Source organism: Salmonella sp. SG203, assembly GCF_013350575.1.
Taxonomy (GTDB): Bacteria; Pseudomonadota; Gammaproteobacteria; order Enterobacterales; family Enterobacteriaceae; genus Salmonella; species Salmonella enterica.
This window is the reverse complement of record NZ_SNMT01000037.1, coordinates 1-15301: the sequence shown is the minus strand read 5'-3', so window position 1 is coordinate 15301 and position 15301 is coordinate 1. Positions and strand designations below refer to the sequence as shown.

12 protein-coding genes and 5 pseudogenes are annotated in these 15301 nt (G+C 47.5%); 11 read left to right on the top strand and 6 right to left on the bottom strand.

The annotated features are described in order from the left end of the window. Positions 1 to 7 precede the first annotated feature (7 nt). The 5 genes and pseudogenes from nikB (at position 8) to HV477_RS26005 (ending at position 5831) form a co-directional block, all read left to right on the top strand. Positions 8 to 2707: an IncI1-type relaxase NikB gene (nikB, locus tag HV477_RS26025; RefSeq protein ID WP_154715092.1), complete on the top strand. Its 2700-nt coding sequence runs from the start codon at positions 8 to 10 to the stop codon at positions 2705 to 2707. A 227-nt stretch (positions 2708 to 2934) separates the two neighbouring features. After that, complete coding sequence (locus HV477_RS26020; RefSeq protein ID WP_253743169.1) at positions 2935 to 3840, top strand: Dam family site-specific DNA-(adenine-N6)-methyltransferase; 906 nt, start codon at positions 2935 to 2937, stop codon at positions 3838 to 3840. 134 nt (positions 3841 to 3974) lie between these two features. Continuing rightward, positions 3975 to 4953 (top strand): annotated as a pseudogene (locus tag HV477_RS26015) (IS3 family transposase); the annotation flags it as partial. 68 nt (positions 4954 to 5021) lie between these two features. Next, positions 5022 to 5144: pseudogene (locus tag HV477_RS26010) on the top strand (IS110 family transposase); the annotation flags it as partial. A 432-nt stretch (positions 5145 to 5576) separates the two neighbouring features. Next, positions 5577 to 5831 (top strand): hypothetical protein, encoded by a 255-nt coding sequence (locus tag HV477_RS26005; RefSeq protein ID WP_154715091.1) that lies wholly within the window; start codon positions 5577 to 5579, stop codon positions 5829 to 5831. A 127-nt stretch (positions 5832 to 5958) separates the two neighbouring features. Here HV477_RS26005 and HV477_RS26000 read toward each other — a convergent pair. The 4 genes and pseudogenes from HV477_RS26000 to HV477_RS25985 all read right to left on the bottom strand — a co-directional run bounded on the left by HV477_RS26000 (position 5959) and on the right by HV477_RS25985 (position 10999). Beyond that, a pseudogene (locus tag HV477_RS26000) lies at positions 5959 to 7143 on the bottom strand (IS256 family transposase). Positions 7144 to 7294: 151 nt separating this feature from the next. Then, positions 7295 to 8320, bottom strand: a complete 1026-nt coding sequence (locus tag HV477_RS25995) for an ABC transporter ATP-binding protein (protein WP_154715090.1) — start codon at positions 8318 to 8320, stop codon at positions 7295 to 7297. After that, positions 8308 to 9909, bottom strand: coding sequence for an iron ABC transporter permease (locus HV477_RS25990; RefSeq protein ID WP_254621724.1), 1602 nt, complete (start codon positions 9907 to 9909; stop codon positions 8308 to 8310). The genes HV477_RS25995 and HV477_RS25990 overlap by 13 nt, the downstream gene beginning before the upstream one ends. Before the next feature lie 112 nt (positions 9910 to 10021). Further along, positions 10022 to 10999, bottom strand: coding sequence for an ABC transporter substrate-binding protein (locus HV477_RS25985; protein WP_154715088.1), 978 nt, complete (start codon positions 10997 to 10999; stop codon positions 10022 to 10024). Between the two features lie 696 nt (positions 11000 to 11695). Here HV477_RS25985 and HV477_RS25980 point away from each other — a divergent pair. Together HV477_RS25980 and HV477_RS25975 are read left to right on the top strand one after the other, a co-directional pair. After that, positions 11696 to 11872, top strand: a complete 177-nt coding sequence (locus tag HV477_RS25980) for a hypothetical protein (RefSeq protein ID WP_175065595.1) — start codon at positions 11696 to 11698, stop codon at positions 11870 to 11872. A 614-nt stretch (positions 11873 to 12486) separates the two neighbouring features. Further along, a pseudogene (locus HV477_RS25975) lies at positions 12487 to 12762 on the top strand (transposase); the annotation flags it as partial. 117 nt (positions 12763 to 12879) lie between these two features. Here the strand turns inward: HV477_RS25975 and HV477_RS25970 are convergent. Together HV477_RS25970 and HV477_RS25965 are read right to left on the bottom strand one after the other, a co-directional pair. Next, the gene (locus tag HV477_RS25970; RefSeq protein ID WP_154715086.1) at positions 12880 to 13161 is read right to left on the bottom strand and encodes a helix-turn-helix transcriptional regulator; all 282 of its coding nucleotides are present in this window, start codon (positions 13159 to 13161) and stop codon (positions 12880 to 12882) included. After that, positions 13158 to 13469, bottom strand: coding sequence for a type II toxin-antitoxin system RelE/ParE family toxin (locus HV477_RS25965; RefSeq protein ID WP_175065594.1), 312 nt, complete (start codon positions 13467 to 13469; stop codon positions 13158 to 13160). The genes HV477_RS25970 and HV477_RS25965 overlap by 4 nt, the downstream gene beginning before the upstream one ends. A 169-nt stretch (positions 13470 to 13638) precedes the next feature. On the opposite strand from HV477_RS25965, the gene HV477_RS25960 reads away from it, so the two are divergent. The 4 genes and pseudogenes from HV477_RS25960 to HV477_RS25945 form a co-directional block, all read left to right on the top strand. Then, entirely contained in the window at positions 13639 to 13815 is a 177-nt protein-coding gene (locus HV477_RS25960) for a hypothetical protein (RefSeq protein ID WP_154715084.1), read from the top strand. An 85-nt stretch (positions 13816 to 13900) separates the two neighbouring features. Beyond that, the gene (locus HV477_RS25955) at positions 13901 to 14230 is read left to right on the top strand and encodes an IS66 family insertion sequence element accessory protein TnpB (protein WP_175065593.1); all 330 of its coding nucleotides are present in this window, start codon (positions 13901 to 13903) and stop codon (positions 14228 to 14230) included. Next, a complete protein-coding gene (gene tnpB / locus HV477_RS25950) occupies positions 14217 to 14597 on the top strand; it encodes an IS66 family insertion sequence element accessory protein TnpB (protein WP_154715082.1) in 381 nt (126 codons plus the stop codon). The genes HV477_RS25955 and tnpB overlap by 14 nt, the downstream gene beginning before the upstream one ends. Before the next feature lie 42 nt (positions 14598 to 14639). After that, positions 14640 to 15161: pseudogene (locus tag HV477_RS25945) on the top strand (IS66 family transposase zinc-finger binding domain-containing protein); the annotation flags it as partial. Positions 15162 to 15301 lie beyond the last annotated feature (140 nt).

Sequence of the window (15301 nt, the reverse complement as noted above, 5' to 3'; positions counted from 1 at the left end):
TTTTATTGTGAACGCCATCATTCCGAAAAAGAGAAGGGACGGTAAGTCTTCGTTTGAAGACCTGGTCTCCTATGTCTCCGTCCGGGATGATGTGGAGGATGAGGAGCTGCATGCGCTTTCGTCAGTGCAGTCTGAACTGTCCCACAGAAGCCGTTTCAGTCGTCTTGTTGACTACGCAACCCGTCTTCGTGATGAGTCATTTGTTTCACTGGTTGATGTTATGAAGGATGGCTGTGAATGGGTGAATTTTTACGGTGTGACCTGTTTCCATAACTGTACTTCACTGGAAACGGCGGCTGAAGAAATGGAATACACGGCACGTCAGGCCCGTTATGCCAAAGATGATACAGATCCGGTATTCCACTACATTCTTTCCTGGCAGGCGCATGAAAGCCCACGTCCTGAGCAGATTTATGACAGTGTGCGTCATACGCTGAAAGCGCTGGGTCTTCCGGAACATCAGTATGTTTCTGCCGTTCATACCGATACGGATAACCTGCATGTCCATGTGGCCGTAAACCGGGTCCATCCGGATACCGGCTATCTCAACTGCCTTTCCTGGAGTCAGGAAAAACTCAGCCGTGCCTGCCGTGAGCTTGAACTCAAACATGGTTTCGCACCGGATAATGGTTGCTGGATACACGCACCGGGTAACCGTATTGTTCGCAAAACGGCGGTGGAACGTGACCGCCAGAATGCCTGGAAACGCGGGAGAAAACAAACTTTCCGCGAGTATGTGGCGCAGACGGCTGTCGCGGGTTTACGCAGTGAACCCGTGCATGACTGGTTATCCCTGCATCGTCGTCTGGCTGAAGACGGGCTGTACCTGTCACAGCAGAATGGCAGTTTTATGGTGATGGATGGCTGGGATCGTAACCATGAAGGTGTACAGCTTGATTCCTTCGGACCTTCCTGGAGTGGTGAAAAACTCAGGAAGAAGATGGGTGAATATACGCCGGTGCCAAATGATATCTTCAGTCAGGTGGTGACTCCAGGACGCTACAAACCGGAGGCTGTTGCCGCTGATACCCGTCCGGAAAAAATAACCGAAACAGAAAGCCTGATGCAGTATGCCTGCCGTCACACCGGAGAACGCCTGCCGGAAATGGCCCGGGAAGGACAACTGGAAAGCTGCCAGGCTATTCACCGTACACTGGCTGAAGCAGGATTATGGATGCGAATTCAGCACGGTCATCTGGTTATCTGTGACGGCTATGATCATAACCAGACCCCCGTCCGGGCTGACAGCGTATGGTCATTGCTGACGCTCGAAAATGTGAAGCAGCTCAGTGGTGGCTGGCAGCCTGTACCGACAGATATTTTCCGCCAGGTCACACCGACAGAACGCTTCAGTGGTCGTCGTCTGGAAAACTGCCCTGCCTCTGACAAAGAATGGCATCGTATGCGTACAGGTACGGGACCACAGGGTGCCATCAGGCGGGAATTATTTTCTGACAAAGAAAGTCTGTGGGGATACAGCATCAGTCATTGCAGCCCGCAGATTGAAGAGATGATCACGCAGGGGGAGTTTACCTGGCAACGTTGTCATGAGCTGTTTGCACAACAGGGACTGATGCTGCAGAAACAACATCACGGGCTTGTTGTTGTTGATGCTTTTAACCATGAGCAAACGCCGGTAAAAGCCAGCAGCATTCATCCGGATTTGACACTGGCGCGTGCTGAACCGCAGGCAGGTCCGTTTGTGAGTGCCCCGGCTGATTTGTTCGACAGGGTGAAACCGGCAAGCCGCTATAACCCGGAACTGGCTGTCAGCGATCAATCCCGGGAGGACTGCAGGCGTGATCCAGTTCTACGTCGTCAGCGTCGCGAGGCGAGAGCTGAAGCCCGGGCAGACCTGCGTGCCCGCTATCTTGCATGGCGGGATCAGTGGCGTAAACCTGAGCTGCGTTATGGTGAACGCAGCCGGGAAATTCACCAGGCGTGTCGTCTGCGTAAGTCTCATATTCGTGTTCAGTATGACGATCCTGTTTTACGTAAGCTGCATTATCACATTGCCGAGGTGCAGCGTATGCAGGCCCTGATCAGGCTGAAGGAGGAAATCAGGGATGAGCGACAGAAACTTATTGCTGACGGGAAGTGGTACCCACCATCCTACCGGCAGTGGGTGGAAACTCAGGCCGCACAGGGGGACAGGGCTGCTGTATCGCAGTTGAGAGGATGGGATTATCGCGATCGCCGTAAAGATAAGTCACGAACCACGACAGCCGATCGCTGTGTGATACTTTGCGAACCTGGCGGAACGCCGGTATATGAAAACAGGGGGGATCTGGAGGCACGCCTGCAGAAAAACGGCAGTGTCCGGTTCCGTGACAGACGGTCTGGGGAATTTGTCTGTACGGATTATGGTGACAGGGTGGTATTCCGCAATCACCATGACCGCAATGCGCTGGCAGATAAACTGGATTTGATTGCACCGGTATTGTTCGAACGTGACCCCGGAATGGGCTTTGAACCCGAAGGTAACGACCGTCAGTTTAATCAGGTCTTTGCTGAAATGGTGGCCTGGCATAACGTGACAGAACGTACCGGTCACGGTGATTACACTATTTCCCGGCCGGATGTGGATCATCATCGCGAAGGTAGTGAGAGGTATTATCGCGACTATATCAATGCACATACCGGCAGCGATATGTCATTGACTTCTCCGGAGCAGGAGACACACAGGGAGCCACCTTCACCCCTGTAAATCAATTTGTTTTCTCTGTTGCTTACCGATCAGAGAATAAAATGTACGCTGGACGTGTTTCACGCGACCACAGCGGTCGTGCTCGTTAAGTGAGGCATGTCTCAACAGGTACGTGAACCACTCATTGTTTCCGGAGAGCACGGTTATTAACCCTTACGTCTCCGGCAGATTGAAATTAACCACCTCTAGATCCTAAAGTTGGTGTTTTCCGTTCATTCAGGGGTTTAATGGATACAGTATTAACAGGAAATATTCCTTCCCGGCGACGAATGCCGTCACAGCCTTTTCTTAAATGGGCTGGCGGTAAACGTCGCAGTCTTGACAGACTACAGCGCTGGCTACCCTCCCCGGAGGCGGTGGAGTGTCTGGTGGAGCCATTTGTGGGTGGAGCCAGCGTGTTTCTGGGGACGGATTACCGCCAGTATCTGCTGGCAGATATCAATGCCGACCTGATTGATGTGTATATTCACATCAGGGATAATCCGTCGGCAATGGTGCAGCGGCTGAAGAAACTTTTTCTTCAGGGTAATAACGAAGCGGCCTACCGGGAAAATCGCGATGCATTTAACCGTATACCGCCCGGGCCGGAGAAATCGGCGCTTTTCATCTACCTGAATCAGCACTGTTTTAACGGAATATGCAGGTATAACAAACAGGGGAAGTTTAACGTGCCCTTCGGTCGTCATAAGGCGGCATATCTTCCGGAGCCGGAGATCCTTGCGTTTGCCAGGAAAACTGAGCGTTGTCACGTCTCATTTCACCATCAGGGCTTTGAAGACACCCTGAAGATGATGACGGCAGGGATGTTTACGGGATTATCGTGTGCAGTCTACTGTGATCCACCGTATCTGCCTGTGAGTCAGACGGCGGGGTTTACAGAATACAGCGGAGAGGTGTTTACAGTGAGAGCGCATGAATTGCTGGCAGAACAGCTGGCGGCAATCCATGTCCGCACCGGGACGCCGGTGGTGATCTCAGCGAGTGATACCCTGCTCAGCCACAGGATATACGGGCAGGCGGGTTTTCGTCTGTACGGATATGATGTGGTGAGGTCGGTATCAGCGAATGCCACATCAAGAAAACCAGCAGGAGAGCTGACAGGGATACTGGGGCCTGACCGTGATAACTGTTGAGCCGGTTGTTCCCGGAAGGGGAAGTAAGAGGTGAATGACTTTCCGGGCATGATGTCAGCCGGGCCTTTGGTAACAGCAAGTCCTGCATATGTAATTATCAAATATTTTATGCCGTAATGGATTAATCCGGGCAGAAGCGCCTGCTGGGCAAAAAAACCATGGAAAATGAGCTGCTGAAAGAAGCCGTTGAATATGGCCGACAAAAAAGTGGATAGCGCACGTGCCCTTGTTGCCGGAGGATGGCGAATAAGCCTTGTCAGTCGTTGCCTCCGGGTGTCACGTGCGCAACTGCATGCCATGGCCCGTAGGTCGAAGGACTGGCAGGATCGTCGACGCAGGCGCAAACCTGATGATACTGAAGCGCTGGACCGTATCCATACCGTTATCGGCGATCTGCCAATGTATGGTTATCGTCGGGTGTGGGTACTGCTGCGCAGACAATCAGAAACTGACGACATGACCGTTATTAATGCCAAACGCGTATACCGCATCATGCGTCAGAATGCGCTGCTGCTTGAGCGTAAACCTGCAATACTGCCCTCGAAACGGGCGCATACAGGGAAAGTGGCCGTCGGGGAAAGTAACCAGCGGTGGTGCTCTGACGGCTTCGAGTTCAACTGTGATAATGGCGAAAAACTGCGGGTAACGTTCGCGCTGGACTGCTGCGATCGTGAGGTCCTGCACTGGGCGGCCAGTACCGGCGGCTATGACAGTATAACCGTGCAGGATGTGATGCCAGGTGCGGTGGAAAAGCGCTTCGGTAGCAGTCTGCCGACATCACCTGTTGAGTGGCTGATGGATAACGGTTCAGCCTACCGGTCTCATCAGACGCGTAGGTTCGCCAGAATCGTGGGACTTGAGCCAAAAAATACAGCGGTCCGCAGCCCGGAAAGCAACGGGATGGCTGAGAGCTTCGTCAAAACGATGAAGCGCGACTACATCAGTATCATGCCGAAACCCGACGGGTTAACAGCGGTAAAGAACCTTGCGGAGGCCTTCGAACAATACAACGAATGGCACCCGCATAATGCACTGGGATATCGTTCACCACGGGAATATCTGCGGCGACGAACCAGTAATGGGTTAAGTGATAAAAAGTGTATGGAAATATAGGGGCCAATCCAGCGCCTGATTAAATCTTGTGCAATCATGGGGTGAGCAAAGCTCCGGAGGGATTCGTTATGGCTATCACTACTATCGGTATCGATCTTGCTAAAAATGTGTTCGCTGTCCACGGTGTGGACCAGAATGGAAAAACTATGCTGGTAAAACCTGGGGTATCGCGAACTGCACTTCCTGAACTTAACACCAGAGAATGTCTCCTGGTTCTGGTAACGGTTTGAAGTCAGTACCCATGCGCTTCCTGCTTATTTAAATAGCGTAGAGTCCAAATCTTCTTCTGTGATTTCCATACCTGGCATTTTGGTAATGGCCGCGTGCTGGGCATCGGTCAGTGGATAGTTATCCAGTTCGTAAGCTGGCAATATATCGCGTGCCAGGTAGCGCAGCGCTTTATGAACTAACCAGACGGCTCAATGAGACAAAAGCGCCGTCTCATAAGGGATTAAACCAGATTTACGAGACGACCAGCATTCTACATCCAGAGCCAAATGAGACGTTTTTTTAATTTGCAGTTATTGTGAGCCAGCCAAAATGGATTGCGAGTCGTTACAAATAAGTGTTGAGTAAATCAGTAACAGTATTAATTCTTATCATAACCAGACGAGGCGTACAGAATGAATAACGAAGAAATATTTTCACTTAGCTATGAGCAGCTTTTACAGGCAACTGAAGAGCAGATTAAAGAATTCCTGGTCAACCGGAACGGCGAAGATAATGCCCTGGCACCGGTCAGGGCCTGTGATACCCTGAATTTCTGGAACACACTGGCAATTCGGGGCTGGCCGGGCCTGCCCGACGTTGAGCGTGTGAACAGCGACTTTAACCGTCTGATTTCGCTCATCAGTAAGTTCAGGCAGGAGAATGCATGACCACCGGTAACGTCCGCCGCCGCTGCAGAGACGGGGCTGATTGTGCTGGTCGCGATGGAAAAGAAAAGTTCTGCACCGGTACGTACCCGTGAGAGCCTGTCAGTAATTCTGTGTAACTGCCACCGTATTAAAGGTGATCGCTCAGGCGGTCACCGAAGTCGATAATAAAACGACTCATCGCCAGCCGCCAGTTCTGGATCGGCATACTCCATTTTTTCGACGCGTCCTTTATCGCCAGATAAATAACCTTCCGCACCGAGTCGTCTGTCGGGAACACTTTACGCTTTTTGATAGCCGCACGGATAACGCTGTTTAGCGACTCAATGGCGTTTGTGGTGTAGATGGCCCTACTGAAATCGGGTGGATAGCCGAAGAACGTATTGAGATTTTCCCAGTGCGCACGCCAGCTTTTGCTGATTTGCGGTTATTTGTCGTCCCACTCGCCCGCGAACGCATCCAGCGCTATCAGCGCCGGTGCCTGATAAACCACCTTCAGTCCGCTGGTGACGGCTTTGTAGTCCTTCCAGGCCACGTATTTCAGACTGTTACGCACCATATGGATGATGCACAGCTGGATATGGGGCTGCGGGTAGACGCTGTTTATCGCATCCGGGAAGCCTTTCAGGCCGTCCACGCAGGCAATCAGGATACCCTGAAGACCACGATTTTTCAGCTCCGTCAGCACACTCAGCCAGAACTTTGCACCTCATTTTCGGCCAGCCACATACCCAGCAGCTCTTTTTGCCCTTCGGTGTTGATACCCAGCGTGAGGAAGACGGCTTTGTTTATTACACTGCCATTCTGGCGGACTTTTACAACAATGCAGTCCATATAAATAATGGGATACAGCGCATCCAGCTGTCGATTTTGCCATTCAGTGACCTGCTCTTTTACGGCATCGGTGACTTTAGATATCAGCGTGGGCGACACATCGGAGTCGTATATTTCTTTAAAGGTGGCAACGATTTCGCGCGTGGTCATGCCTTTGATAAAATCTGGCTGTCCATCTCCGTCATGCGCGTCTGGTTCTTCTTAAGCAACTGAGGTTCGAAGGTGTTTTCACGGTCACGAGGCGTGTTCAGCTCAATCTCGCCGTCATCACTGAGCAGCGTTTTTGACGAGTAGCCATTGCGGGTATTTGAGCCTTTTTTGGCGCGTTCTTCTCGTGCCCGAGGTAGTCGGTCAGCTCAGCATTGAGTGCTGTTTCGACGGTCAGTTTCGTCAGTATTCGGGAAAACTGATTAAGATCGGCTTCGGTTTTAAGGCCCCTGGTCAGTTCAGTTGCGAGCGCTTTGAGTTTCTTTTCATCCATAATTTGCCTGTCTCCGTGGTTGGAATGAACATATCAAAAACAGGCAGATACACAATTTAAATTACAGTCTCCTAAAAACTTATGATGTGTTTCTACCAGACAACTACGCTAAAATAATAACAGTATATTATCTTTTAATATTGTAGTGGTTTTATTTCTCCAGGCGCCATCCTTGCATTAGTTGTATGCAAACAAGCTGTTGAGGTTGTACTGATGAGTGATGATAGGCGTTCAATAATTGCCCATCAACCAATCGTAGCTCTAATAAATATCGCTCCCCTTGATAAATGCAACTCTCCACTTTAGCAGGTAAACCTTTATTTTTTAAATGTACGTGTTCTGGTCGAATTAATACATTGTTATATGTAATGCACTTATTTTTAATAAACCCTTGGTGTAACATACTACAATCTAGGAATTGTTCAGAGCCAGGTATGGATAAAGAGATAATACATCCTTTACCGATAAATTTAGCTGTCCATGCATTGTTTGGATGCTCATATATTTGTTGTGGTATACCCCACTGCACTAATGTACCTTTATACATTACTGCGATATGACTGGCTAATGCCATCGCTTCTGCCTGATCATGGGTAACATAAACAAATGTTGTACCAGTACGATGGTGGAGTTCCCGGAAGGTTTTCTCCATCGTTGTGCGTAGCTCTCGATCGAGATTGCTCAGCGGTTCATCCAGTAATATGACTTCTGGATGTGAGATCAAACAACGAGCCAGTGCTACTCGTTGGCGCTGCCCGCCACTAAGCTCATGTGGCGATCGTCCGGAATAAGCGAGTAGTTCCACGGCTTCCAGCATCTCCATGACTCTCTTCTTATAAATATTACGGCTGATTTGGCGTAATCTTAGGGGGTAACCAACATTCTCTTCTACTGTCATATGAGGCCACAGAGCATAGGATTGAAATACCATCCCCATATTACGTTGCTCTGGTGGTAGAGACATTATTTTATTTGCTAACAAACGATTTCCTAAAAACAAACATCCTGTACTAGGCTGCTCCAGGCCGGCAATAATACGCAGAGTTGTCGTTTTACCACAGCCACTTGGACCTAATATCGCGGTAAATGAGCCTTGTGGAATAGTAAGGTTAAGTTTCTGTACTGCAGTCTGGTTACCAAATATTTTACTGAGTTGCTCTAATCTTAGTTCTGCCATTGCATAAATCCTTTAGGAAAAAATTTACTACATATGTTGAGTAATAGCATCGTCAGTACAACTATTATTACCACTAAAACCGAAATTGCTGAGGCTTGTACAATATCTCCACTCTCATTAAGATTAAAAATTATCACTCCCAATGTTTCCTTCCCTGGTCCCCATAACAGTGCAGATACGGTAAGTTCATGAATGGTGGAAAGGAAGACCAGAAATGCTCCGGAAAAGGCTGTGGGGCCTAACAATGGTACAACAATATGGCTGAACTGTTGAAAGACATTCGCTCCAGCCAAACTGGCGGCCTCTTCCATCGTGGCATCTAATTGTAACATACAACTGTATACTGGCTTTATACATACCGTAAAAAATCGGGCTATATAGGCGAAGAAGATAATCGTTAAGGTTCCATTGAGGCTAATATCCAGAAGAGGTAATGGATGGGCAAACAGAACAATAAAGGAAATTGCCAATACTACACCGGGCAAGGCATAGGGAATATCAAGAATATTGTAGAGGCAGAGTAATGAACGGGTAGGATGACGCACGAATAACCACGCCAGTGGCAGGCTCAGCAGCATTAATATAAGTGAGGAGGACACTGACAATAATAGACTGTTGAGTATAGCACGACAAGTTTGTGTATCAAAAATTATTTTCCAGGCAGAAAGTGTGAATGTATCACTATTTAGTATGACACCGGTTGTTGGCACCAGCGACGTGGCAATTAGTGCCAGTAGTGGTGCAATCACAATAGAGAAAAGCAATGCAGACAGTAATATCTCTATTACTATACGCCATTTACTTTGCAGTGAAAAAATTAACGAGTTATCTGTTGTGCCGATTAGAGGCAATGCACAGTACTGTTGCATATGTTTTTGTAATATCATAATACCGATCGTTAGCACGCCTGTCAGGACTGACAGTGCTGCAACTTCATTTAGTACTGCAGGACCAAAGCTTGAAAGTATCTGGTAGATATACACTGGTAACACAAGTAACGAAATGGGAATACCGAGCATGGCCGGAATACCGAAGTTACCCAGCGAGGAGACAAAAGCAATTGCAGCACCGGCCCATATAGTACTTCGGCAAAGTGGTAGTGAGATATCGTGAAAAGTTTGCCAGAATGATGCACCGCTTAATCTTGCTGTTTCAATATATTCTTGTGGTAAATATTTCAGTTGCGTTTGTATCAACAGGAATACTAAAGGTGTATTCTGGATTCCAAGTAGCAAGGCGATACCTTCGGCAGAATACAATGGGTTGGGCCAGCCAAAACCTTGCGAAAGATAAATGCTATTGAAAAGAATTCCAATCTGGCGAAAAAGTTGTAGCCAACTCATTGCTGTGATCTGAGGTGGAATCATCATTGGCAACATTACCAAAAAAAAAGCAATCTGCTTAATGCGAATATTTGTCAGTACCAGACAAAAAGCAAATAGATTACCAAGTAATAGGGAAAACAGCGCTCCTAGCCCACTAGTATAAAGACTATTATACAGGGCGGTCCATGTTAATGGGTTACTTAGCACATGCCATAGATTACTATTTCTGCCATGCTGCCAGTCGGTTATTGCAAAGATGAACAATTGTAGCTCAGGCAACAGAATAAACAATATGATGAAGCTGAATAATAGCCATGACCACCATTTGTATCGATTATAAATTATACTTTGATATTGTACCATACTGATTTAACAATTAATGACTTCCAAAAAGTGCTGCAAAACGCTTTTTGTTAACTTCGATATTTGTCAGAGCATTTACTCTATTAAAGGGCATTAACTTAATACTACCACGTGGTGGAAAGCCTTTGGGAACGGGTAGTGCTGCATCTGCAGGTATATATCCTTGCTGTAACACCATATTTTGTCCCTCTTTAGATAATAAGAAATCGATAAATTTTCTTGCTCCTTGAGGGTTTTTAGAGGCTTTCATTATTGCTACCGGCTCAGTTACGATACTGACCCCCTCTTTTGGAAATACGAACTCAATCGGAGCGCCTTTGTCCTTTGCACGAATTGCCATATAGTCCACCAGAAAACCATAAGCTTTGTCACCTGATACAATAGCATTCAGTACAGCTCCGTTACCGCTTTGTGGCATTGCTCCATTTTCTTTCAGCTTTTCGTAATATAGCCAGCCGAGCTTGGAGTTATTCATCAGTGTTGCCTGATGAATTTGTGCTGCTCCGGAGTATAGTGGACTAGGAAGAGTGGTCATGTTTTTTAACTCTGGTTTAATCAGATCCAGCCATGAGGTTGGCTTGACAGGCGCATTACTATGATAAGCAATACCAGTAGTAATCAATTTAGTCCCATAGTAATAACCGTTTTTATCATATAACCAAGACTGGAAATGTTTGGCTTGTGGGGATTGATAAGCAGTAAGTAAACCTTGATGCTTCAGTGATTCCATAGAGAGACTATCAGCGATTAATAGAACATCAGGTGTTTCGCCGCCAGCTGCTAATTCAGCTTGTATACGAGTCATCAGCTTAGTAGTACCATCACGGATCCACTTAACCTCAATGTCTGGATAATACTTTTCAAAAGTGTTAACAGTCAACTGCGCATCTTCGATAGGTTGACTGGTATAGAGAACCAAGACAGATTTAGCAAAAATGGGGATACTTAGTGAAATAAGCAATATCGTTGTTATTATATTTTTTATATTCATGATCTAACTCCTCTTTCATACTCATAATTATCAGGATGAAGGAATGTGTTAGAAATTAGTGGAATTGTCAATTCTCTATGGTTCATGCTTTTCTACCTTTGTTACAATAACACTAAGATGTGAATGTGTAGGCGTAAAAAATGTCTATCCCATGAAACATAGAAGAAAAAGATTGCAGTCGATATGTTGTGTGATCGCTATTAATATTAGGTATAACAGTGAATTATATCGTTCAATGATAACACAATCCAAATTAGGTAATTCGTTAGCAGTAGGATATTAATCCTGATTATGCCATTATCAATTACAACAATTATTCAACGGACAGTTAAAAGACATAAATGTATGTAACGACGTTAGCTGATAAAACAATAACTGGTAGTGCATTTAACCCTGCTGAGATCTGAATGTTATCTAAGTCCTTGCTTAAGGTCGTGTCCATATCGTACAGGGAAGGACATTCAACTATGCTTTCTTGAGGGTTGAGGTACAAAAGATAGTACTTTCTAAGCCTAGAAATCTTTGGATGCCTGTAAAAAATCGATTTAGTTAATAGCTAATAATTAGGTATATACCCAGTTAACTTGAAGTTGCATATTTCAGCGTCTGGAAGTTGTCATTAATCGAGACTGTAATTTAAATTGTGTATCTGCCTGTTTTTGATATGTTCATTCCAACCACGGAGACAGGCAAATTATGGATGAAAAGAAACTCAAAGCGTTCGCAACTGAACTGACCAGGGGCCTTAAAACCGAAGCCGATCTTAATCAGTTTTCCCGAATGCTGACGAAACTGACCGTCGAAACAGAGCCTGTACACGAGATTGTGGTGCGACACGATGCTGTTCCTGTGATTGTTTCAGCCAGTATGTAGTAAGAAGTGCGAAGAAACCTGCTGTCTCACCAGCAGTTCCCTACCCGACTGTGTGTTGAGAGTAATTTCAGGGTGCAAAGCGTCGGGGACAACGTAGCCACGGACTATCCGTAAGAGCGAGCCGTGAGGCTCAATCCGAAACTGCCAGCCACAGGCGGTGAAGGCGCAAGGGATGAGGGTATGGTCAGCACAAGCGAATCCCGGTAAGCATCGTAATGTGTAAGAAGCCAAAGCGGCTGTCAGGCTTCAGCCAAAAGGCACGCGAGCAGGTATGCCTTCTCACAGTTGGGGCATCGTGAGTGTTATATCGCCAGTGTTAATGGGGGACCTGTCCCCTTGAGTCACAGGAACGGAACGTGGTAACCCCGTACAACTCGTTGGCTTTACCGAAAGCATTACGGTAATAGAGGGCTGCGTCGTTGGATCTTTCACGCCACCTGGCGCACGAAAAACGGCGAAGTCAGGGATATCAGCCGGAAACAAGCTTCTGCGACAGCAATCAGACGTCACAGGCATCCGTTCAGCCGCCAATCCTTACGGTGTGGAATACGTCGATTACTTTAAAGAGCGAATGCGGAAATATCCTCCACAGTAGAAAACTGCCGGGTTAGGGTAACTTGGCGACATTCTTCGCCTGGACAACAGACATCCGCAAGGTGATCTACACGACAAACGCCATTGAGTCGCTGAACAGCGTGATCCGGCATGCCATCAAGAAACGGAAGGTGTTCCCGACAGACGACTCGGTGAAAAAGGTGGTATGGCTGGCAATCCAGGCGGCCTCACAGAAATGGACAATGCCGCTTAAGGACTGGCGTATGGCGATGAGCCGCTTTATTATTGAGTTCGGAATGCGGCGGCAGTTACACAGAATTACGGACAGGATCTGACGCAAGAATGTGAAGTATTGCGGCGGCAGAGAAACGCCGAACTGTACCAGCAAAATAGTAAATATTTTGACTTCTTCAACCAGTCCCAATAGAAAGGTGGGACCTGAGTCCCACTTTTTAGTAGAGCGCTTTTATATCAATTTTTGCCCCACAGGCATCAGCATAGCGGGATAGAGTTTTTATGCTGGCCCCTAACGGGTTTCGCTCAAGTCTGGATATGGCCGATGGGCGAATATCCAGGCGTTGTGCGACTTCTGTTTTTGTCAGTCCTGCATTTTCCCGCATTTTGTAGAGCATTTCGATAAGAGCAAGCTCACGATCTGCGTTCTGATAACCCCGGACAGCTTCCGGGGTATTCAGCATTTTTTTCCTTAATTCGTCGAGAGATACACCTTTCATTCAATCATCTCCTTTAGCCGCTTTCTCGCCAGTTCTATGGCTGCTGACGGGGTCTTTTCGGTTTTCTTTATGAACGAGTGCAGGAGGTAGATATTGTGCCCGGCTGCGTAAGCGTAGAGTGTTCTGGCAATATTTTTATCCCCAACCCTCAGTTCAAAAATCCCTCCTCCTATCACCCGGCTATGTGGCATTTTCAGTTGGCCAGTTTCACTCAGTCTTTCTATTAGTAGAAACATTCGACCTCGCAACTCGTCTGGTAGGTCAGTTAGTTCAGAAACGGCTGCTTCGTGGGTTATTACGTTGAACATAGTATAGCCTCCTGCCTGTGATAATTATACTAAAAAGGAAAAATTAATGTAAAGGTAAATTTCACTTAAAAGTGAAATTTAGGACTGAATTAGATAGGCACGTGGAGTTAAATTTGTTGTCAACGGCGGGACGCCACCCGCAATAACCGACTGAAAAACAGGAGAATATATGAACTACGCAGGTAACGAGGAAGTCAGAAAGGGCCTGGAGAAACTTACTGAAGCGCTGTACGAAGTGTATTGCCAGGCTGCTGAATTTGAGAGCAGGTATAAATGGAATAAAGCCACCCCGGTAGACCCACTGCCGTTGCCGCTCGTCTTCCAGCCTCACCACCGGCGATTGTAATGTTCCGGGGACCTCATCTTCACAGAAATATTCTGTTCATTAGCATTCCGGTATTCGTATAACTTCCTTCTGTGGAGAGTAAACAATGCCCAGGATGCGATGGACGCTTGACCAGAAAAAACATCACGTTGCCGCATGGCGCGCCAGCGACCTTACCCGTGAACAGTACTGTGAACTTTACGACATTCCGTTTAAATCTCTGCGCCAGTGGCCGCAGGATGTTGCAAAAGCCGAAAAGCGGGCCAGAGCACCAGAAATTATTCCTGTTTCAGTATCTGGCGCTCCCGGAATGGCTGATGGCAGACCATTGTCGGATGAGCCTGTCACACTATTTCTTCCCGGTGGTATCCGGATGTGCTGCCAGCCTTCTCAGTTAACCGATGTTTTCCGGGCTCTTCGCCATGCTGACGCCTGATAACGTATTCCTGGTCGTAAAACCCGTCGATATGCGCAGGGGTATCGATACACTGACACAGTACGTCCAGAACGAACTTAACGCTGCATGGCATGACGGTGCTGCCTTTGTCTTTACCAACAAGGCCCATTCCCGCATAAAAGTTCTTCGGTGGGATAAACATGGCGTATGGCTGTGTACCCGACGACTGCACCGGGGAAGCTTCCGCTGGCCCCGGAAAGGTGATGCCATATGGCATCTCACGCCGGATGAGTTTCACTGGCTGGTCTGTGGGGTTGACTGGCAGCAGGTGAATGGCCATGACCTGGCAAAATGGGTATACAGGGATACATCCACAGATGTTCAGGATTGCGCAGTAACCACATGAAATATAATGAATATCAATGCATGATGTCGTATAATCCACCGCATGGATATCTCGCTTCTCAGTACCACCAGTGACCCTGAACAGCTTCGCACTCTGGCAATTGCCATGGTGCAAAAAGTCATGGCTGAGAATGCAGAGCTTCAGAACCGTATCCGCATCCTGGAAGAGCAGATGAAGCTCGCACGCCAGCAGCGTTTTGGTAAAAAATGCGAATCGCTGGCCGGGATGCAGCGCTCCCTGTTCGAAGAGGATGTTGACGCGGATATCGCAGAAATCTCGGCGCATCTGGACAAACTGCTTCCTCAGACCGGGGACGAAGAAAAAACGACAACACGTCCTGTTCGTAAACCTTTACCCTCACATCTTCCCCGGGTTGAAAAGGTTATCCCGCCAGTTGAATCACGTTGCCCGGAATGCGATGAGCCACTGCACTTCATTCGCAATGAAGTCAGCGAGAAAATGGAATATATCCCCGCCCGGGTCGTGGTCAACCGCTATATCTGTCCGCAGTACAGCTGTCCCTGCTGTGAGAAAGTGTTCAGCGGAAAAATGCCGGCACATATCCGGCGTTTTTCAAGGCAGTTGTCGCTTTATGTAATAAAATTACGTCATGCCGCTTCTTTTTCTGGATTCAAATAAACTTCTTGTATGTAGTCCCAGTTGCGAAGTTGCTGACTCCAGCGTTCTGGGTGTTGTTTCTGGGC